General features: G+C 65.4%; 20 protein-coding genes and 1 pseudogene. 5 read left to right on the top strand and 16 right to left on the bottom strand.

What is annotated here, in order from left to right:
* Nucleotides 1-199 precede the first annotated feature (199 nt).
* Nucleotides 200-679, top strand: a complete 480-nt coding sequence (locus QA609_RS18740) for a pyruvoyl-dependent arginine decarboxylase (RefSeq protein ID WP_278304148.1) — start codon at nucleotides 200-202, stop codon at nucleotides 677-679.
* 58 nt (nucleotides 680-737) lie between these two features.
* Nucleotides 738-1,130: a DUF5811 family protein gene (locus QA609_RS18735; protein WP_278304147.1), complete on the top strand. Its 393-nt coding sequence runs from the start codon at nucleotides 738-740 to the stop codon at nucleotides 1,128-1,130.
* 18 nt (nucleotides 1,131-1,148) lie between these two features.
* Here the strand turns inward: QA609_RS18735 and QA609_RS18730 are convergent, their stop codons facing one another.
* The 11 genes from QA609_RS18730 to ahaH all read right to left on the bottom strand — a co-directional run bounded on the left by QA609_RS18730 (nucleotide 1,149) and on the right by ahaH (nucleotide 11,723).
* The gene (locus tag QA609_RS18730; protein WP_278304146.1) at nucleotides 1,149-1,553 is read right to left on the bottom strand and encodes a DUF6276 family protein; all 405 of its coding nucleotides are present in this window, start codon (nucleotides 1,551-1,553) and stop codon (nucleotides 1,149-1,151) included.
* Between the two features lie 6 nt (nucleotides 1,554-1,559).
* Nucleotides 1,560-2,315, bottom strand: a complete 756-nt coding sequence (locus tag QA609_RS18725; RefSeq protein WP_278304145.1) for a V-type ATP synthase subunit D — start codon at nucleotides 2,313-2,315, stop codon at nucleotides 1,560-1,562.
* A gap of 100 nt (nucleotides 2,316-2,415) precedes the next feature.
* Complete coding sequence (locus tag QA609_RS18720) at nucleotides 2,416-3,186, bottom strand: endonuclease/exonuclease/phosphatase family protein (RefSeq protein ID WP_278304144.1); 771 nt, start codon at nucleotides 3,184-3,186, stop codon at nucleotides 2,416-2,418.
* A 291-nt stretch (nucleotides 3,187-3,477) separates the two neighbouring features.
* Nucleotides 3,478-4,896 (bottom strand): ATP synthase subunit B, encoded by a 1,419-nt coding sequence (locus tag QA609_RS18715; protein ID WP_278304143.1) that lies wholly within the window; start codon nucleotides 4,894-4,896, stop codon nucleotides 3,478-3,480.
* A 1-nt stretch (nucleotide 4,897) separates the two neighbouring features.
* Nucleotides 4,898-6,661 carry an ATP synthase subunit A gene (locus tag QA609_RS18710; RefSeq protein ID WP_278304142.1) on the bottom strand — a complete coding sequence of 588 codons (1,764 nt, stop codon included), beginning with the start codon at nucleotides 6,659-6,661 and terminating at the stop codon, nucleotides 4,898-4,900.
* A 3-nt stretch (nucleotides 6,662-6,664) separates the two neighbouring features.
* The gene (locus QA609_RS18705) at nucleotides 6,665-6,997 is read right to left on the bottom strand and encodes a V-type ATP synthase subunit F (protein ID WP_278304141.1); all 333 of its coding nucleotides are present in this window, start codon (nucleotides 6,995-6,997) and stop codon (nucleotides 6,665-6,667) included.
* Nucleotides 6,994-8,061: a V-type ATP synthase subunit C gene (locus tag QA609_RS18700; RefSeq protein WP_278304140.1), complete on the bottom strand. Its 1,068-nt coding sequence runs from the start codon at nucleotides 8,059-8,061 to the stop codon at nucleotides 6,994-6,996. Before QA609_RS18700 ends, QA609_RS18705 begins: the two co-directional genes overlap by 4 nt.
* Complete coding sequence (locus tag QA609_RS18695) at nucleotides 8,058-8,639, bottom strand: V-type ATP synthase subunit E (RefSeq protein ID WP_278304139.1); 582 nt, start codon at nucleotides 8,637-8,639, stop codon at nucleotides 8,058-8,060. The genes QA609_RS18700 and QA609_RS18695 overlap by 4 nt, the downstream gene beginning before the upstream one ends.
* Before the next feature lie 22 nt (nucleotides 8,640-8,661).
* Entirely contained in the window at nucleotides 8,662-8,922 is a 261-nt protein-coding gene (locus tag QA609_RS18690) for a hypothetical protein (RefSeq protein WP_278304138.1), read from the bottom strand.
* Between the two features lie 205 nt (nucleotides 8,923-9,127).
* A complete protein-coding gene (locus QA609_RS18685) occupies nucleotides 9,128-11,404 on the bottom strand; it encodes a V-type ATP synthase subunit I (RefSeq protein ID WP_278304137.1) in 2,277 nt (758 codons plus the stop codon).
* On the bottom strand, nucleotides 11,391-11,723 hold the full coding sequence (gene ahaH / locus QA609_RS18680; protein WP_278304136.1) for an ATP synthase archaeal subunit H: 333 nt from the start codon (nucleotides 11,721-11,723) through the stop codon (nucleotides 11,391-11,393). The genes QA609_RS18685 and ahaH overlap by 14 nt, the downstream gene beginning before the upstream one ends.
* A gap of 156 nt (nucleotides 11,724-11,879) precedes the next feature.
* Here ahaH and QA609_RS18675 point away from each other — a divergent pair, with 156 nt between their 5' ends.
* Nucleotides 11,880-12,503 (top strand): methyltransferase domain-containing protein, encoded by a 624-nt coding sequence (locus tag QA609_RS18675; protein ID WP_278304135.1) that lies wholly within the window; start codon nucleotides 11,880-11,882, stop codon nucleotides 12,501-12,503.
* Here the strand turns inward: QA609_RS18675 and QA609_RS18670 are convergent, their stop codons facing one another.
* Nucleotides 12,504-12,977 (bottom strand): type IV pilin N-terminal domain-containing protein, encoded by a 474-nt coding sequence (locus QA609_RS18670; RefSeq protein ID WP_278304134.1) that lies wholly within the window; start codon nucleotides 12,975-12,977, stop codon nucleotides 12,504-12,506.
* A 71-nt stretch (nucleotides 12,978-13,048) separates the two neighbouring features.
* The gene (locus QA609_RS18665) at nucleotides 13,049-14,296 is read right to left on the bottom strand and encodes a hypothetical protein (RefSeq protein ID WP_278304133.1); all 1,248 of its coding nucleotides are present in this window, start codon (nucleotides 14,294-14,296) and stop codon (nucleotides 13,049-13,051) included.
* Between the two features lie 151 nt (nucleotides 14,297-14,447).
* On the opposite strand from QA609_RS18665, the gene QA609_RS18660 reads away from it, so the two are divergent.
* Nucleotides 14,448-15,764 (top strand): ABC transporter permease, encoded by a 1,317-nt coding sequence (locus QA609_RS18660; protein WP_278304132.1) that lies wholly within the window; start codon nucleotides 14,448-14,450, stop codon nucleotides 15,762-15,764.
* Nucleotides 15,765-16,279: 515 nt separating this feature from the next.
* Here QA609_RS18660 and QA609_RS18655 read toward each other — a convergent pair.
* On the bottom strand, nucleotides 16,280-17,275 hold the full coding sequence (locus tag QA609_RS18655) for a radical SAM protein (RefSeq protein WP_278304131.1): 996 nt from the start codon (nucleotides 17,273-17,275) through the stop codon (nucleotides 16,280-16,282).
* A 152-nt stretch (nucleotides 17,276-17,427) separates the two neighbouring features.
* Here QA609_RS18655 and QA609_RS18650 point away from each other — a divergent pair, with 152 nt between their 5' ends.
* A complete protein-coding gene (locus QA609_RS18650) occupies nucleotides 17,428-18,540 on the top strand; it encodes a DUF373 family protein (protein ID WP_278304130.1) in 1,113 nt (370 codons plus the stop codon).
* A gap of 87 nt (nucleotides 18,541-18,627) precedes the next feature.
* Here QA609_RS18650 and QA609_RS18645 read toward each other — a convergent pair whose 3' ends face one another.
* Nucleotides 18,628-19,470, bottom strand: coding sequence for a polyprenyl synthetase family protein (locus QA609_RS18645; RefSeq protein ID WP_278304129.1), 843 nt, complete (start codon nucleotides 19,468-19,470; stop codon nucleotides 18,628-18,630).
* A gap of 109 nt (nucleotides 19,471-19,579) precedes the next feature.
* A pseudogene (locus tag QA609_RS18640) lies at nucleotides 19,580-19,736 on the bottom strand (electron transfer flavoprotein subunit alpha/FixB family protein); the annotation flags it as partial.

Below are 19,736 nucleotides of genomic sequence, written 5' to 3'. Positions count from 1 at the left end.
TGTTATTCTGCGCGGGTTCGTGAAGCGAACCGTCTCGAGAGAGTTCTCTCTCGAACAGCGAGGAAGGGTTTACGCCTCCGTCGAGTCGGGTGCGCCCCGCCTCAGCTCGAGCCCTCCTTCCGGCCACCGGACGAGACGGTACACACTCGGTTCGGCTCCGGATCGCAACGCCTTACGCCGCGGGAGCCCTACCCCGGCCATGAGCATGATCCGAGTCGTCTGGGGAACCGGTTCGGGACCCACGAAGATGGCCTCCTACGACGCCGCGCTGGCCGACGCAGGAGTCGAGAACTACAACCTCGTCGCGGTGTCGTCCGTTATTCCGGCCGCTACCGCCGTCGAGGCCGTCGGCACCGCGCCCGATCTGGGCCCCGCCGGCGAGCGCCTGACCGTCGTCGAGGCCCGTGCGACTACCGCCGGACCGGGTCGGGCGAGTGCCGCACTCGCCTGGAACCAGTCCGTCGACGACGGGCCGGGACTGTTCTACGAGACCGCCGGCGAGATGGACCGCGACGACGTCGAACGACGCGTTCGGGAGGGGCTTGAGGCGGGCCAGGAGCTGCGCGACTGGACGTTCGACGAGCCGAGCGTCGTCGTCGAGAGCAGCCGAGCCGACGCCGGGACGTACACGACCGCGCTGGCGCTTGCGGTCTACGGCGAGAGCGAGCCGATCTGCTGAGCTGCCCGAAGGCGAACGCTTTTTACCTGTGGCCCCTATGCACAGGATACAACTTCTCATGAACGGAAATACGCCGTATGCAGGGCTGCCGGGCGAGACCGGTGCTGGTCAGCGCGCCGCGGCGGACGTTCCGGAGCTCTCGAGTACGCAACGGCGGACGCTCAGTCGCGACGTGTCGCGGATCGCCGCCCGAACCCGCGAGTTCCTGCCCAACGAGTACGTCGTCGACGCCGACGTCGCCGGCGGCCAGGCCGGCTTTCAGGTAACCGTCGCCGTCCAGCCGCCGATCGGCCACCCCGTCAGCGCCGGCTTCCAGCCCGATCTCGAGGAGCCGACCGAGGAACTCATCTCGGCCGACGAGCGCGACGAGGTCGCCCGCGGACTGGCCGCGAGCGCGGCACTCCAGGTCAAGCAGGCCGTCAGCAACAACGTGACGCCAACGGCGAAGTAACCCCGCGAGATCGCTCTTCTAGTACAGCAGCTGTTCGAGCTGGTGGCGTCGCCGTTCGAGGTCGACCGCTGGCTCGAGGGTCGGATCCGCGAGCAGTCGATCGATCGCCAGCAGCGGGTCCGTGCCGGCGCGTTCGACGTCCTCGAGTAGCGACTCGATTGCGGACCGGTTGGTCGCCAGCGATGACGACAGGTCGATCGCGAGGAGCAACGGAACCGCTCGCTCCGAACGGGTCGGGAAGGCGTCGCTGATCCGGGAGAAGTCGGGTTCGATAGTCGGGTCAGCGTCGCTTCCGATCGGATCGACCGTGAGACAGCGCGTACAGACGCCTATCGCCGTGGCGTTCGACGGTGCGTAGTCGCGATACTCGGCAGAAAGGGAGAGTGCGATCGTCGCGTCGGACCCACACGCCGAACAGGCCATCGCGGCTCAGTCGCCGCCGGGGACGCCGCCGGCGGTCGACTGCCCCATCTCCTCGGACTCGGTGCCCGCGGTGTCGCCGGTCGCGGCCTCCTCGGTCTCCTCGACGTCGTCTTCGGCCTGCTGTGCCTCCTTTTCCTCCTGTTCTTTCTTGTCCTTGATCTTCTTCAGGCGGAAGGTCTCCTCGCGTTCCTTCTCCTCGAGTTTCTGCTCGATGTACTCCTGGCCCTCGTAGAGGTCGGGAAGGATCGTGAACTCGAGTGCGTTGACGCGGCGTTTGGTGGTCTCGATCTCCCGGAGCATCTTCTTCATCGCCGTCTCGACCTCGGCGGCGAGGATGATGCTCTCGAGCAGGTCCTCGTAGGCCTCGGCGGCCTCGTCGATGCGCGCGGAGGTGCCCATGATCCCGTAGCCGCGCTGATCGAGGCTCTTCGAGACTCGCGAGGACTCGATCTGGGGGACGACGACGCCCATGATGTTTTTCGACTCGGTGGTGATCTCGGGGTGTTCCTGCAGGGCCGCCGCGGCGCCCCGAACCGCGACGTCGCCCTCCATCGCCCGGGCCATGTTGATCTTCTTCTGGGCGTCCTCGTAGTCGTCGGCGAGGTCGCCGCGGACGTCCTGGGCCTTGTCCAGGATGTCCATGAACTCCATGATCAGCCCGTCCCGTTTCTTCTCCAGGGTCCCGTGCCCGCGTTCGGAGAGTTCGATCCGGTCTTCGATCTCCATCAGGTTCTTGCGGGTCGGTTTGACGTCCTTGGCCATCTTGTGGAGGATTTGCGCTCCCAGTCGGATAACTGTTTACAGTTTTGCCGGCTCGGGCGATCGGGTTCTCGCGCTCGCACTCCCGACGCGACCGGACACGTCACTCCTCGAGTTCGAGGTCGGCGACCACCGGCAGGTGGTCCGATCGGGGCGTCGCCTCGTTCGGAGGGATCGTTCGATACCGCCGCACGTCGACGGCCGACGGAACGAACACGTAGTCGATCCGATCGCCGACACCGTCGTCGAAGCCACGGAACGTTCCGGCAGGACCCGACCGCTCGTTCGCGACACGGCGGGCATCCGCGAGCGGGCCCGTCGTCAGCGTCCGGTGGGGCACTGATCCGACCGTACAGTTCGCGTCCCCGGTCACGACCGGCACGTCTCCCCGCTCGAGGCGGTCCGTCGCCCGCCGACGCAGCAGTCGTGCGGACTCGAGGCGTGCCCGCTCGCCGCTGTGGTCGAAGTGGACGCTACAGAACCAGACCGTCTCGTCGCTCTCCCGGTCCCGCAGGCGAACCCACGTGGCGACCCGGGGCAGGGACGCATCCCACCCGACGCTCGGTTCGGCCGGCGTTTCCGAGAGCCAGAACGCACCCGTCTCGAGGCGCTCGAACCGTGACCGTCGCCACGCGACCGGGACGAACTCCCCCGCGCGCTCGCCGTCCCTGCGACCGACGCCGTGCCAGTCGTACGCCTCGAGGCCGTCCCGCAGGTCGTCGTACTGGTGGGCGAGTGCCTCCTGACAGCCCAGCAGATCCGGGCCGATCCGGTCGATCGTCTCGAGAACTCGCGAGCGCCGCTCGTCCCACGGGTACTCGTCCGCGGGGTCGTCGTATCGGACGTTGAACGTAGACGCCCGAACGGGTGCCATACGTTCGATGCCGACGACCAGTCGGGTAACGGTTGCGGAGTCGACGGTCCGCTCTCTCGAAACGACCAGTTGTGGCAGGAGAGTTCGGATGGGACCCGGGGTCCAGCCGAGAACGCAGTCGACCGCGTTCTCGGCCGCCCGCTCGCACAGTTCCGCGTAGCCGCAGTCGGTTCGTTCGAGTCCGACGGCCGAACGGCTCCGTCGGCAATCGATCCACGCTTGCTGCACGTGTGGGCAGCGTCGAAAAATCGGAACCGCGAACCGCGACCGCGCTCGCGACGTCTCGGCCGTTCAGGCCTCGACTTCGGCGGTCTCGGCTTCCTCTTCGCGGTAGTACTTCTCGATGAGGTCCTCGTCGATCCGGTTGAGAGCCTCTTTGGGCAGCATCGAGAGCAGGTCCCAGCCGAGATCGAGGGTCTCCTCGATCGAGCGGTTGGTGTCGTACCCCTGCTGGACGAACTCCGTCTCGAAGCGGTCGGCGAAGTCGAGGAACTTGTTGTCTCGCTCGGACAGGGCCTCGCGACCGACGATGTTCACGAGGTCGCGCAGGTCCTCACCCTCCGCGTAGGCGGCGTACATCTGGTCGGAGACGTCGCCGTGGTCCTCGCGGGTCAGCCCCTCGCCGATCCCGTCGTCCATCAGCCGCGAGAGGCTCGGCAGGACGTTCACCGGTGGCTCGATACCCTGACTGTTCAGGTCCCGATCCATCACGATCTGTCCCTCCGTGATGTAGCCGGTCAGGTCCGGAATCGGGTGGGTGTCGTCGTCGCCGGGCATCGTGAGGATCGGAATCTGCGTGACCGACCCCTCCTTGCCCTCGATCCGGCCCGCACGCTCGTAGAGCTGGGCCAGGTCGGTGTACATGTACCCGGGGTAGCCACGCCGACCCGGAACCTCCTCGCGGGCCGCACCGATCTCGCGCAGCGCCTCGCAGTAGTTGGTGATGTCCGTCAGGATGACCAGCACGTGGTACCCCTTCTCGAAGGCGAGGTACTCGGCCGTGGTGAGCACGAGTCGCGGCGTAACCTGGCGCTCGACGGCCGGGTCGTCCGCGAGGTTCATGAAGACGACCGAGCGCTCGAGTGCGCCCGTGCGCTCGAAGTCCTGCATGAACTCGTTTGCCTCCTCCTGGGTGATCCCCATCGCGCCGAAGATGACCGCGAACTCGGAGCCCTCCTCGTCGTCGTCGCCCTCTTCCTCTTCGGGCACCGACGCCTGACGGGCGATCTGCAGTGCGAGTTCGTTGTGGGGTAGCCCCGAACCGGAGAAGATCGGCAGCTTCTGACCCCGGACCAGCGTGTTCATGCCGTCGATGGCGGAGACGCCGGTCTGGATGAACTCCTCGGGGTACTCTCGGGAGTAGGGGTTGATCGCTTCGCCGACGATGTCGACGCGGTCCTCGGGGACGATCTCCGGACCGCCGTCGATCGGGTTCCCGGAGCCGTCGAGTACCCGCCCGAGCAGGTCCTCGGTGACGGGCATCTTCATCGTCTCGCCCAGGAATCGGACTGAGGCGTTGCGGTCGATCCCGCCCGTTCCCTCGAACACCTGGATCGAAACGAGCCCGTCGCTCGACTCCAGGACCTGTCCGCGCAGGGTCTCGCCCTGCGGCGTCTCGATCTCGACCATCTCGTCGTATCCGACGGGTTCGTCGACCTCGGCGAACACCAGCGGACCGCTGATTTCCGTGATTGTCTGGTACTCTTTCATGTTAGTACAGTGCTCTGATCTGCTCCTTGAGGTCCGATTCGAGCTCGTCGATGAACTCGTTCCAGTCGTCGGCGACGCCCATCCGGTTGAGCCGGGGTGCGGCGTCGACGTCCTGGATCTCCTCGACGGGGACGCCGGCCTCGAGGGCCTCGAACGCCTCGTCGTTGAACGTCTTGATCGCGCCGAGCATCCGGTAGGTCTTCTCCGGATCGCAGTAGGTGTCGACGTCGTGGAACGCGTTCTGCTGGAGCCAGGCCTCGCGCAGGTAGCGAGCGACCTCGAGGGTCAGCTGCTGGTCCTCCGGCAGGGCGTCCTTGCCGACGAGCTGAACGATCTCCTGGAGCTCGCCCTCCTCGTCGAGCACGTCGACGCCCCACTGGCGCCGCTCGGGCCAGTCGTCGGCGACGTTCTCTCGGAACCACGGGTCGAGCTGCTGGCGGTACAGCGAGTACGACTCGTTCCAGTTGATCGACGGGAAGTGGCGTCGTTCCGCGAGGTCGGCGTCGAGCGCCCAGAACGTCTTGACGATACGCAGCGTGTTCTGGGTGACCGGCTCCGAGAAGTCCCCGCCGGGCGGGGAGACGGCGCCGATGACCGAGATCGATCCCTCGTCGCCGTTGATCAGCTGGAACTTGCCGGCGCGCTCGTAGAACTCCGAGAGCCGCGCGGCGAGATAGGCGGGGTACCCCTCCTCGCCGGGCATCTCCTCGAGCCGGCTCGAGATCTCGCGCATGGCCTCGGCCCACCGGGAGGTGGAGTCGGCCATCAGCGCGACGTCGTACCCCATGTCGCGGAAGTACTCCGCGATGGTGATCCCCGTGTAGATACAGGACTCGCGGGCCGCCACCGGCATGTTGGAGGTGTTCGCGATGAGACACGTCCGGGACATCAGCGGCTTGCCCGTCTTCGGGTCCTCGAGTTCGGGGAAGTCCTCGATGACTTCCGTCATCTCGTTGCCACGCTCGCCACAGCCGACGTAGACGACGATGTCGGCGTCGGCCCACTTCGCGAGCTGGTGTTGGGTGACCGTCTTCCCGGAGCCGAAGGGACCGGGAATCGCCGCGGTCCCGCCTTTCGCGATCGGGAACAGGCCGTCGAGGATCCGCTGGCCGGAGACCAGCGGTTCCGTCGGCGTCTCCTTCTCGTCGGACGGACGGGCCCGGCGGACGGGCCACTCCTGGTGCATCGTGATCTCTTCGCCGGAGTCGAGTTCGGCGATCACTTCCTCGACCGTGAACTCGCCGGTCTCGATCGAAGTAATCTCGCCGCCCTCGTAGGTCGGCGGCACCATCACCTTGTGGGTGATACTCGCCGTCTCGGGAACCTTCCCGATGACGTCGCCGGGTTCGACGATCTCGCCCTCGGCGACGGATGGGGTGAACTCCCACTCGCGCTCGAAGTCGATGCCGGGCGCGTCGACCCCGCGGTCGAGGAACGCCGAGCCCATCTTCTCCTCGAGCTCGTCGAGGGGGCGCTGGACGCCGTCGTAGATGGCGTTGAGCATTCCCGGTCCGAGGTCGACGCTGAGCGGTTCGCCCGTGTTCTGGACGGGTTCGCCCGGAGCGACCCCCGAAGTTTCCTCGTAGACCTGAATCGTGGTCAGGTTCCCTTCGATCTCGATGACCTCGCCCATCAGTCCTTCGTCGCCGACGTAGACGACGTCGTTCATCCGGGCGTCGAGGTCCGCGGCGGTCACGACCGGACCGCTCACGCTTTCGATAACTCCGCCTTCGTCGACGGATTCGATGTCTTCTGCCTGGCTCATAGTTTACTCTTGTTCGTCCTCTTCCATCAGGTCGATACCGATCGCGCGCTTGATCTGGTCGCGCAGTCCGCCGCCGCCGGTTCCGCTCCCGATGGTGACGACGACCGGTTCGACGCTCGTTTCGACGTCCTGGCGAACGCCCCGCGAGAGGTATTCGAGGTCGTCGTCGTGCATGACGACGATCCCGACTCCCTCGTCCTCGAGGGCGGCCGTCGCGGCGTCGTCGAGCGATTCTTCCTTTTCGTCGTCGGGAACGTTCTCGAAACGTCGAACGCCCGCGAGTCGGAACCCGGTGGTGAACTCCGGACTGCCGACGACTGCGATCTCCTGGCTCATAGGATCACCAGCTCGTCTTCGATCTCGCTTTCGGTGAGCCCGACCTCGCGGCCGCGTGCGATCGCGCGGATGTTCTCGACCTCGCGTTCCTTCGCGAGGATGTACGAGAACACGGCCGAGACGGAGGTCGGGTAGATACTCGAGAGCCGGTCCGAGTACTCGAGCAGCGCAGCATCTATTGCGTGCTCGAACTGGATAAGGCTGTCAGCCTCGCGGAGTCGATCCAGGGCGACCGAGAGCCGATCGCCGTAGCGTTTGTTCTCGGCGATGTGGTCGACCAGCTCGTCGTAGTCGGCGACGAGCCGGCTCAGCTCGCCCGGATCGAACAGCACGCCGCCCTCGATGTAGAACTCGGCAGGATCGAGGTCGGCGCCGCTTCGCGCCAGTCGGAGCGCGTTTCGGGCGTTCCGGAAGTCGATCTCCGCCTGAAGGAACTCGAGGTACATCGCCTCGGGGCCCTCCTGGGGCTCGTAGCTGTTCGGTCGACGGAAGCCGTCGAGCAGGTGCTCGAAGAACTCCCGGTCGAGCGCGTTCTCGAGGGGAACGAGCGCGCCCGTCTCCTCGTACTCCTTGTAGGCCGCGCTGAGGGGCTCGTAGTAGATCGTCCCGTACAGGACGTCGATCGCGTCCTCGATCGAGTCGACCTCGACCAGTCGGTCGAGCGTCCGGTCGTCTATATCCCCGGCGCGGATGAGGTCGGTCTGGATCGCCTCGGGATCGGCGTCGGTGTAGACCCCGCGGATGATCGTCTTCAGGTTCCAGACGTCGAACTTCCGGAGGTACTGTGCGATGAGGTCGTACAGTCGTCCCTCCGACCAGTCCAGCAGGTCCTTGAAGTGTTTTGCGAGATTGCGGTTCAGGGCGTACTCGATCAGGTCGACTCCCGAAAAGCGCGCTCCCAGGGCGTTGATCTCGCGTTCGTACTCCGATTCCTCCATGAACCGTGCGATCCCGCTCGGCCCCATCCGGATCAGCTTGCGGTAGTCTTCGTCCGCGAACAGCGAGGCTCGGCGCGACCGAACGCGAGCGTTCACGTATTCCGGATTCGAGGCGCCTACACTCATTGCTCGAAGAGGCGGTTGCTGATCTCCCGGAGGTTGTCCTCCCAGACGTCCTCGAGCACCGAGTCGAACGTGTTGTTCACTCGGACCCGGGACCGGTCGCTCTCGACGACGACGCCGCCGAGACAGTCGTACTCGCCGGCGTACTCGTAGCCGTCGTAGTCGTCGAGGATCGACTCGAGCAGCTCTTGGTCGTCGGCGCGGCCGTAGACGTTGACGTCGTGCCCGTCGTCGAACTCCTCGCTTGCGGCCTCGAGCAGCTCGCGGGTCAGCGCTTCCCGCGGACCGTCCTCGAGGGTGGCGAGCTCCTCCTCGACGTTCTCGCGAACGTCGCCGAGCACGTCCCGTCGGGCCTCCAGGCGCTTCTGTTTCGCCTCCAGCTTCGCACTGGAGAGTCGCTGTTCACGTAGTTGCTCGGTCTCGCGCTCGGCATCTCGTCGCGCGTTCTCGCGGATCTCGTCGGCGTCCTCCTCGGCGGCCGCCTCGATCTCGTCGGCGCGAGTCTCGCCCTCGTCGCGGATACGCTCCGCACGCGCGCGGGCTTCTTCCCGAATGTCTTCTACGACTGTTTCCAAACTCATTGTAAAGGGGAAGGGGAGGTCCTTACTGGACCAGGAAAATGGCGACGATCGCGAAAATGACGAGCGTTTCCGGCAGAACGGTCATGACGATACCCGGAACGAACATGTCGTCGTCTTCGGCGATAGCGCCGACGGCAGCAGCGCCGATACCTCGCTCGGCGTAACCTGCGGCGAGCGATGCGAGACCGACTGCGAGTGCGGCGGCACCCACGTCGGTGAGGAAGGGCGCTTCGTCTCCGTTCTGCAGTACGATGGTGGCGAGTTCTGGTAGGGTTTCGATCATAGGTGTCTGAATTGCTGTGGGTTCGATTGCTCCGAACAGCCGTATCTGTTTCTGCGCACCCCATAAAACTCTCGAAACAGTTCCAAGCTTCTATCCCGTCGTATCGGACCTCTAGACGGGTGCCAACGTGTCTCACCGTTTTCGGGCCGGACACCAAAATAGGTCGAGTTCGAAGGAAGAACGAACCGCGAACGCGGTCGTCGATTCAGTCGGCCTGTGGCTGTGCCGAGGCCGAGGCCGCTTCCTCGCTGCTCTCGTGACCGAACGGTTCGTACTCCTCACCGCCGCCCTGGTAGAACTTCTGGAAGAACTCCACGTACTCGAGGCGCAGCATCTGGATTCCCGCCGCGGTAATCCCCAGCAGGAGCACCAGGATGTGTCCGAGTACGAAGACGACGATGCCGGCGAGGATCCCGATCGCCGAGATCAACGCGGTGTCGCCGACGTGGACCAGTCCAACGAAGTCCTGTTCGTACCCCGTGACGTCGTACGTCGGGAGGTTGAACACGGTGTAGCCGTCCTGGGTGTAGCCACCAAAGACGAGCAGGTTCACTGCGAACGCCATCCCACCCTTCGCGAGCAGGACGGCGACCATCCGCAGGTACGAGAGGACGTGGCCGAAGGCCCACGCGGGGACCTCGAAGACGCCTGCGATCCCCTCGCCGACGGCGACGAGGACACCACCCACGAGGAACATCGCGAGTCCGACGAGTCCGACGACCTCGGGAAGCCCTGCAAAGCCGAAGAAGTCGTAGAGCACGGCTTCTTCAGTGGCGCCGACGAGGAAGTCCGGTTTCTCCTCGACCAGGTGAAGGCTGAAGATCCAGATGAACAGCCCGTTCATCGCGAGGATCCACGACAGACGCTCGTAGACGGCGGCTTTGAGACCGTGGCTGAGCTCGTTGATGAAGCCCAGGATCAGCCCCATGTTCAGGTGGATCAGGCCGAAGCCGATGCTGAAGATGATCCAGAAGATCGCCCACTCGGTCGCCTGCAGCCCCTTATCGAGGCTCGCGACGAACAGGTAGTCCTGCATCACGCCGTGGATACCTTCGGGAACGAAGTACTCCATGTGGACGCCGAAGATATCGTCGTACAGCCAGCCGAACAGGATCGTGAAGACGCCGGCCCAGATACCGATCGTACCCAGCGCCTTGCCGGCGTCGGAGTCGAAGAGCTTCCAACAGCCCCAACCCATCAGCATGTAGAGGATCCCGTAGCCGATGTCCCCGATCATAAACCCGAACGCGAACGGGTAGGTCAGGAACACGAGCAGCGTGGGATCGAGCTCGCTGTACTTGGGCTGGCTCACCATCTTGACGAGCAGCTCGAACGGCTTCGCCGGGGTGAGGTTGTTGAGGATGACCGGGGGCTCCTCGTCCATCGTCACGGCGCCCTTGCCCTGACCGGACTGTGGCTGGCCGCCGTCGGTGGCGGCCTTGCGCTGTGCCGGCTGCTCCGTCTCGGAGTCGGCGCTCGGCTCGCCGCCGTTGCCGTCACCGTCGTCGCCGCCGCTGCCCGTGTGGGCCTCGGCGCCGTGTTCGTGCTCCTCGTAGTCGGCGACCTCGAGCTGTTCGATCTCGACGCTGTCGCCGACGGCGTCGCGAAGCCCCTCGACGAGGCGCTCGTACTCGTCGGCCGGGATCCAGCCCTCGGCGATGAAGGCTCGATCGCTGGTCGCGAACTGCAGGGGCGCCTCCGCGCGCTGGACCTCGATCGTGAGCTCCTCCTCGACGCGAAGCAGGAACGAGCCCTCCTTGGCCTTGATCTCCGCGAGCTCCGCGTCGATCTCGTCGAGTTCACCCTCGATCTCGTCGCGCTCGGCCTCGAGCTCGGCGACGTAGTCTTCGGGGCTCTGTTCGGTTTCGGGAACGGGGTGACGAGCGAACTCGATGCCGACGAGCGCGTCGTCGACGAGCGCGTCGGTGTCGGCGCCCTCGGCCGGCTCGGCGACGACAGCGACGACGTCACCGCCGGTAAACGTCTCGTACGCCCGGATCTCCTCGGCCGAATCGAGCGCCGCCTCGACGTCCGAGACGGAGCCCTCGCCGACGAGGACGTCGACCGACTCGTAGCCGCCGAGCAGATCGAGGTCGATCCCCAGCTCGGCGAAGGGGGCGACCCGATCGATCCGCTCTTCGACGTCTCGGTGCTGCTCGCGAAGCTCGCCACGGCGGTCGTCGAGCTCGTTGATCCGCGTTCGGATCCGCTCGAGTCGCGCCTCCCAGTCGTCGTCGATCGTTCCCGGCGCGGTGTCGTCTTCCGAGAGCTCGAGCGAGCTCTCGAGCGCGCGGACGGTAACCAGCTTCTCGGAGGCGTCGTCGGCCCCCTCGATCGGGTTGCCGTTGTCGAACCCCTCCCAGGAGCCGTCGTAGTCCGAGAGATGAACCAGGTTGAGTTCGTGGATACGCTCGATGACCGTGGGCATGACGCCCTTGGAACCGGTCACCGAGACTTTGCTCATCCGCTCAGGTCTGAGCATGAACGTCCTCCTGGAACAGTTCGACGACGTAGTCGGTCACCTCGTCGACCCGGCTTTGGGCACGCTCGGCGAGCGCCTCGCGCTCCTGTTCTCCCTCGCGAAGGACGCGCTCGCACTCCTCGTCGATCTCGTCGCGCGCCTCCTCGAGGCGCTGCTCCTTGAGATCCCGCGCCTCCTCTTCCGCTTCCGTGCGAATCTCCTCGGCACGTTTCCGGGCCTCGGCTATCCGCTCGTCGCGGTCGTCTTCTGCCTGTGCGACGATCTCGTCGGCCTCCTCTTCCGCCGACTTAATTCGTTCGAGAACCTGTGGCCTCGGCATACTCTAAGCAAACGAACGTTTGCAGCAACGCGTATATGGTAGTTGCGAAAGTATCCCGCTCGGTCGCGGCGTCGGTCGGCGGTAGTCCGCGATTGTCCGACGACGAATCGACCGGGAACAGCAGACATATTGCCGTCGGATCAAAACCTCTTTTCAATGGGAGTTCTCGAGAACAAGGCTCGGGCTCGGCTGTTCTACAAGTACCTCTCGAAGGTGTACGACCGCATCAACCCGTTTATCTGGAACGAACGAATGCGGAGCGAGGCCCTCGAGTTGCTCGAGTTCGAGCCCGGCGCTACGGTGCTCGACGTCGGCTGTGGCACCGGTTTCGCCACGGAGGGGCTGCTCGAGCAGGTCGACGAGGTGTACGCGATCGACCAGAGCGAACACCAGCTCGAGCAGGCCTACGCGAAGTTCGGCAAGCGAGCGCCACCGGTTCACTTCCACCGGGGCGACGCCGAACGGCTCCCGTTTGCGACCGACAGCTTCGACGTCGTCTGGTCGTCGGGGTCGATCGAGTACTGGCCGAACCCGATACTGGCACTTCGGGAGTTTCGCCGCGTGCTCAAACCCGGTGGCCAGGTGCTGGTCGTCGGGCCGAACTATCCCGAGAACCCGATCGCACAGCGTCTCGCCGACGCGATGATGCTGTTTTACGACGAGTACGAGGCCGACCGAATGTTCAAAGCCGCCGGTTTCGAGGACGTTAAACACGCCTTTATGGGGCCGGAGTACGAGCCGGAGGTCGCGATCACGACCGTCGCTCGCGCCCCCGAGTAGTCAGTCGGCCGTCGTCTCGAGCGCGGCGATCTGCTGGCCGTCGACGGCGAGGGTTACGGAAACCGTGTCACCGGAGCTGATCGTCGGCTCGTTGGTTCCCGCGACGGAGAGCGTCGAGCGTTCGCCGGCGCTCCAGGTCGACTCGCTTGCCGAGTTAAACGGGCCGCTCGGTGCCTGGTCGAAGCCCGCGGCGCCGGCAAAGGGAATCGGCGGCTGCTCGGAGAGTTGCTCACCGTTCACTGCGACCGTCAGCGTGAGCTCCTCGACGTCGATCGGATCGCCGGCGACGTGTTCGACCGTGATCGTCTCCTCGCTGCCGTCGGCCGCGAGGTCGAACGCTACCGGGTTCTTGGGGGATTCCGGACTCAACCCTCCGGCCCCGACCGCGACGACCGTCGCCAGCGCCACGGTAACGCCGATCAGCAGCACTACGCCGATCACGGGGCTGATCCCACGGTCGTTGGACTCGTACACTCGGCGTGGTGTTCCCCGTAACACGACGCTCTCTGGTCTCGCCTTCGTATATAAGGAGTCGGTCCCGGCCACTACTCGTCGTCGCTCGGAGCGTCGCTACTCGAGACGGTTCCCTCGATGCTACCGTCGTCGGTCTCCGCCCGCAGGTCGTACTCGCCGTCGGGCGGGAGGAGCCACAGCGAACCGTCCGAATCCGTCTCGCCGACGTCTTCGCCGTCGGCCGAGACCGAGGCGGGCTCCGGCTCGCCGGTTTCGGCGTCCGTCACGACGACTTCGGCCGGACCGTTCGCCGCGGTCTCGTTGATCGAGAGCACGAGTCCGTCGTCGTGCCACTGACTGCTGTTGATAGTCGGCAACTGGCGATAATCGAGCGTCTGGACCTCTCGGTAAGCCGTGCCCGTCCCGCCGTCGAGGTACGTGGTTAGGTGTCCCTGATCGTGGATCGCCTGAATCCGGTACAGCTGTCCCGTCCTGCTCTCGACGGCGTCCGAGGAGTGACTCTCGTGGTCGGCTCCGAACACCCACGGGTACAGCTCCTGGGCCGTCCCGTGTGCGTCGGTAATATCGTCGAACTGGTTCGACTGCGTAGTGTTTCGGCTGTCGAACCGAGTCGTCTCCCGAACGTAGTTCCGGTCCAACAACGAGAGGGTGTAGCCGGTCTCGGTGGTCCGAACGGCCAACGGTTTTCGGTCGTCGCCGGACTGACTCGTCGTCGTCTCGAGTTGCGATCGGGTATCGCTCCGGTGCATTTCCAGCTTTCTCGCGTCGTCTCGAGTCGAGAGCGAGTAGCCGGGGATCTCGTTCGCGTACGTGACGAGATCGTCGAGTGCGCGTTCGATCGTCGCCGACTCGTGGTAGTTCCGCGAGAACGTCTGGAGCAGTTGGGCCGTCGACTGTTCGTCCGCCGCGTGGGCCCGCACCGCCGTCCGCTCGCGCTCCTCGAGTCCGTCGATCCGCTCCTGTAACCGATCGTACCCCGCCTGGACCCTCTCCTCGCGCTCCTCGTCGGAGGCGTTGTCGAATCCGCTTCGGACGAGCGTTTCCTGTTCGTAGTCGACTCTGAGCTCGTCGTCCGCGGCCATGAGCGACGTTCCGAGACCGCTGCCGTACTCGACCCGTTCGCTTCGCTGCTCCTCACCGGGATCGAGTCGGTTCGTCGTTCCGTTCGCCTCGACGAACGTCGCTCCCTGGTCGGGCTCGTCGGTCTCGAAAACTATCCCGTCCGTCTCGTTCGGCTCCCCGTCGGCCGCGGAAACGGCCATTGCGGGCACCGAGAGGACGAGTAGTCCTGCAAGGACGACGGCCATCGCACTCTTCATCAATACAGCATAAGAACCCATGATATAAAATACGATCGGCCAACTGCCGTTTCGGGACCGTTCGAGAGGGGCGGAAACGATTCAAACGCCGCTGTGATTTTTTATTTTCCCATAGAAAGTGTTTTTTACTCTGAGAATGTCGGTGGTATGTATGCGGGTCTCGATCGTCGCGTCGGTCGTACTGGTGGTGTTACTTGCCGGATCGGTCCCCGCAGCGGCCGCCGCCGGATCGACAGCGACTGCACCGGGACCAGCGAACACGCCCTCGGTACAGACGACACAGTCCGCGGTCGACGACAGGTCGATGCTCGAGGCCGCGGATCCGGCCCAGGAGATCCGGATCAACGTCTCCCAGAACGGGGACGCCGTCTGGACGATCGAGAGCCGGTTTCTCCTGACCGACGAGAGCGAGGCTGAGGCGTTCCTCGAGTACGCCGAGACGGTTTCGACGGACGAACGCGAGGGCATCTACGATCGAAGCCTGTTCGAACCCCACGTCGAGACCGCCGCGGACGCGACCGACCGGGAGATGTCGATCGAAGACGCCGGCTGGGACGATCCACAGCTACGTTCCGTCGAGGACGGATCGAACGAGTCGGGGTCGACGGTCGGCGTCCTCTCGTATTCGTTTACTTGGACTGAGTTCGCAGCGGTCGACGGAACGCAGATCCACGTCGGGGACGCGTTCCAGGGCGACGACGGTCCGTGGCTCTCGGCGCTCGCCGAGGAGCAGCGTCTCGTGATTCAGGCGCCCTCGAACCACGGCTTCCACGACTACAACCTCTCGGTGAGCCCACAGGATAGCGCGCTCGTCGTCGACGGGCCCCACCAGTTCGACGAGGACGAACTCGAGGCGACCTTCCTCCGCGGAGCCGACGACGGCTCGTCGGGAGGCGCCGGACTCTTCTCCGCCAGCGCCGAACTGCTCTTCGGTGGGGCGTTCGTTCTCGCGGTCCTGATCGGATCGGGAAGCTACGCACTGGCGCGGTGGTCCTCGGACTCGGAGTGGTCGCCGGCGCTGTGGGTTTCCGGGCTCCTCCCGTCGAACGCCGAGAACCGATCCGACGAACAGTCGGCACCGACCGAGAGAGATCGCCCGATCGACGCCCCGGATCGGAGGGCCGAATCGGGCGCTTCCAACACCGGGACGGCTCGAGAGCCGACTGGCGGTCCCGAACCCTCTACTCGAGAGTCGTCGGGCCAGACCTTCGCGTACGTCGAGGAAACCGAGGCGGAGGAGACGGTCGACCCGGTGCTCCTGAGCGACGAGGAGCGGGTTCTCCGGCTGCTCAGGCGAAACGGCGGTCGGATGAAACAGGGGTCGATCGTCTCCGAGACCGGCTGGTCGAACGCCAAGGTCTCCCAGCTGCTCTCGCAGATGGCCGCCGACGAGGAGATCGAGAAGCTCCGGATCGGCCGCGAGAACCTCATCACGCTCCCGGAAGTCGATCCGACGGAACTCGACTGACGGCCCGTTTTCGGCTCGAGTGCGCGGTCGGTATGATTCAACTTCGTCCGCGATACCCTGCCGTTCGCACGCCTCGTGGCACCGGTGGTCCCACGTTGGTGAAAACCGGCCTCGAGGACCAGAGAGCACTCGCAGACGCCGAGAGGGGACTCCGGGATCGAAAACGCTCCCGAGTTCTCGTCCATCCGTTCGGACCGACTCGAGTTCGAACTCGAGCCCGAGCCCGAACAGCTCCTGTGAGACAGCTCGAGCCCCGAGGCACTCGGTAGAAGCGTTCGTTCTCTGTGGTCGCTCGCCACACGCCGGTCGACTGCCTGCCCTCCCCCGGGTCGCGCGACTCTCACTGTCGCTCGAGTCACGCTCCCGGCCACAAATGCGGCTTACGCCAGTGGTGTCCGTTCGACGACCTGCCGCGTGGACCTTTTTCTCGTCGGATTCGCTCCCTTCGGTCGCGAACCACTCCTCCAAAAATCTCCACCAAAAATCCCCTCGCTCACGCTGTTCGCTCGCGGTACTCACGCCAGCGGCGTCCGCTCGACGACCTGCCCGTCGTACGTCGGATACTGCTCGACGATCTCCCCGTCCTCGAGGTCGCCCTCCTCGATCATCTCCTCTAAGAGCCACCAGGCGATCTCGACGTGGTTCGACTTGACCGTGTAGAACTCCTCGGGAACGCCCAGCTCGGCGAATCGCCGGGGATCGGCGTACGTCTTCCCGTAGACGAGCGTGCCGTCGTCGGTGACGTCGTCGAACTCCCGGCGGACGTTGCGGGCGGCCCGCTTCAGCCGACGGCGGTGCTGGGCCGCATCCTTGAACACGGAGGTACAGAAGTAGACGCGTTCGTGGTCGCCCATCACCTCGAGGATCTGCTCGCGGGAGCCGTCGACGGCGCTCATGTGGCCCTCCTTGAGCTCGTACCCCTCCTCTTGCATCCGGCGGTAGTTCCCGTCGGACATCTCGAACTCGTTGACGTTACAGAAGTCGGCGGCGCCCTCGTCGAGAAACTCGAGGAACTCCTCCTCGGCCCGGATCCCGGGGATCTCGAATGCGGGGGTGAGCCCCTCCTCGCGAGCGATGTAGAGGATCTCCTCCCACTCGGTGCCGTGCATCTCGCCCCACAGCTCGTACGGTGGGTGGAAGCGGATCTCGTCGAGGCCGGCCTCCGAAAGCTTGCGCATGTTCTCGCGGCCGCCCGTGATCCCCGTGTAGAGGTGGGTGTGGTGATCCTCGCCGAACTCCTCCTTGAGGAGTTCGAGGTAGTGACAGGTCCGTTCTAAGGCCTCCTGGGGCTCGCCGCCGGTGATCGAGGTCCCGAGGGCGTCCATCCGGTGGGCCTCCTCGAGGACGTCCTCGTCGCGTTCGACCTGCCGTTCGTTCGCGTAGACGTCGGTGACGTTCTTGCGGTTCTCGCCGAGCGGGCAGTAAAAGCAGTCGCGCTGGTCGCAGTAACCGTAGACGAACAGCACCATCTTGCCGCCTTTCGCGCACTGCTCACAGCCCTTCGATATCATTCGAGGGTACCTAACCGGCGGAGCCTCAAAAGCGGTGCGAAACGACGCTCGCAAGCCTGCATATCGTTCCCACGGGGCCGTGCCGGCGGCCCGGAACCGTTCCCGTCTGTCGGTCAGAAGATGCAAATACCGCGGTATCCAACCACGAGTCGATGCTGCTGGTCCTGTGTGTCGACCTCGACGACGACCTCGGCCGCAAGACCGACTTTACGACGCCGGTGATCGGCCGCGACGCCGTCGAGGAGGCGGCCGTCGCGCTGGCGACCGCGGACCCAGAGGACTCCGACGTCAACGTCGCCTTCCAGGGCGTTCACATCTACGACGATCTCTCGTCTCGAGGCGAGAGCGTCGAGGTCGCCATCGTCACGGGCAACGAGGACGGCGACGTCGACGCCAACCGCGAGGTCGGCGACGAGGTCGACACCGTCCTCGCGAGCCTCTCGACCGCCGAGGACGTCACCGCGCTGGTCGTCACCGACGGCGCACAGGACGAGTCCGTCATCCCCGTCATCCGCTCGCGGGTCCCCATCGACGGCGTGCGCCGCGTCGTCGTCAGACAGGCCCAGAACCTCGAGTCGATGTACTACACGTTCAAGCAGGTGCTGAACGATCCCGAGACCCGCGGGACGGTCCTCATTCCGATCGGGATCCTCCTGCTGATCTACCCGCTGGCGCTGATCGGGACCGTCCTCGAGATGCCCGGGGTCGTCCTGGGAGTGACCTCGACGCTACTCGGTCTCTACCTCATCTCGCGAGGGCTCGGCCTCGGCGAGCGGCTCGACGACGCCGTCGAGGGGGCCAGACGATCGCTGTACGCCGGTCGGACGACGATCCTCGCCTACGTCGTCGCGACCGCGTTGCTCGTTCTGGGCGGCGTCAGCGGGGCGAACGAACTCGAACGGGTCCAGGCCGAGGCTGCCGGCGAGGTCGGCGTCCCCGTCATGCTCTCGGCACTGCTGTACGGTTCGGTCCAGTGGTTCGCTGCCGCTGGGGTCACCACGAGCCTCGGTCAGATCACCGACGAGTACATCGCGGGCCGCCTCGAGTGGCGGTACCTCAACGCGCCGTTTTACGTCGTTTCGATCGCGATCGTGCTCTACGCGGTGAGCGCCTACTTCCTCGGTGCCGTCGGGCTCACCTTCCTCGCGACGGCGCTGACGGCGGGCACGCTACTGGGGATCGTGAGCACGCTCGCGTTCGCGGTCGCTGAGTCACATTTCTCGGAGGACGACGGCGAGGAGCCACATCGTCCCGACAGCGCCTGAGACGGTCTGCGGTGACTATTTTGAGCGACTACGATCCCTCCTTGCGGACGCTCCAAAACCGACGGATAGTACTTCGTACGAAAGCGGTTACTGCTCGCGCTCGACGACGAACTCCGCCAGCTCGCGCAGGTACTCCCGCGCCTCGCGGTCGACGGCGTCGACCCGCTCGAGGGCGTCGATCGCCCGATCGGCCTCTTCACGGGCACGGGCGTTGGCCTCCGCGGGACTGAGATCGGTTACCTGGACGACCGAGGGACGCTCGAGGGCGGCGTCGTGGCCGGTCGGCTTCCCGAGCTCATCGGGATCGGCGACGGCGTCGAGGACGTCGTCGCGGATCTGGAAGGCGACGCCGACGCGTTCGGCGTACTCGCCGAGGGCCTCCACGGTGAAGGGGTCGGAGTCGGCGGCGATCGCGCCGAGTTCGGCCGCGGCCCGGAACAGCGCGCCGGTCTTTCGTCTCGCGAGCGTCATGTACTCCTCCTCGTTCGTCGGCTGCGAGGAGAGTTCGGTCGCCTCGCCGACGCCGAGTTCGACCATCGACTCGGCGACGACCTGGGTGGCCTTGGGGTCGGCCGAAAAGAGAGCGAACGCCTCCCCGAGCAGGCCGTCGCTGGTGATGATCGCCGGCCCGTGGCCGAACTCGGCCCAGGCGCTCGCGGTACCTCGACGAAGATCCGAGCGGTCGATGATGTCGTCGATCACCAGCGAGGCGTTGTGGACGAGTTCGATGCCGACGCCGAAGTCGACGGCATCCTCGGGCTCGCCGCCGACGGTTTCGCAGGCCAGAAGGGTCACCATCGGTCGCACGCGTTTGCCGCCCGAGAGCGCGACGTGGCGAACTTCCTCGTTGAGCGTCTCGGGTTCGACCCCGTCGATAACCGTGACGAGACGCTCCTCGATCAGCGCCCGTCGGCGCTCCAGAAGTTCCATTACCCGCGCTTAGGAGAGGGCGAAAAAGTAGGTGACGGTTGTCGACGATCGCTCGAGTCCCGCGCAGTAAGGGACGTCCCTGTCGAAACCGCTCTCGAGGATCGGTCGGCTACTGGAACTCTTCGGTGAGCGCGGGGACGACGTCGAAGAGGTCGTCGTGGATCGCGTAGTCGGCGATGTCCATGATCGGAGCGTTGGGGTCGGTGTTGATCGCGACGATCGTGTCCGAGCCTTTCATGCCGGCAACGTGTTGGACAGCACCCGAA

Source organism: Natronococcus sp. A-GB7 (assembly GCF_029688865.1).
Lineage (GTDB): Archaea > Halobacteriota > Halobacteria > Halobacteriales > Natrialbaceae > Natronococcus.
The sequence above is the reverse complement of the archived record's forward strand: the minus strand, read 5'-3'. Positions and strand labels throughout refer to the sequence as shown.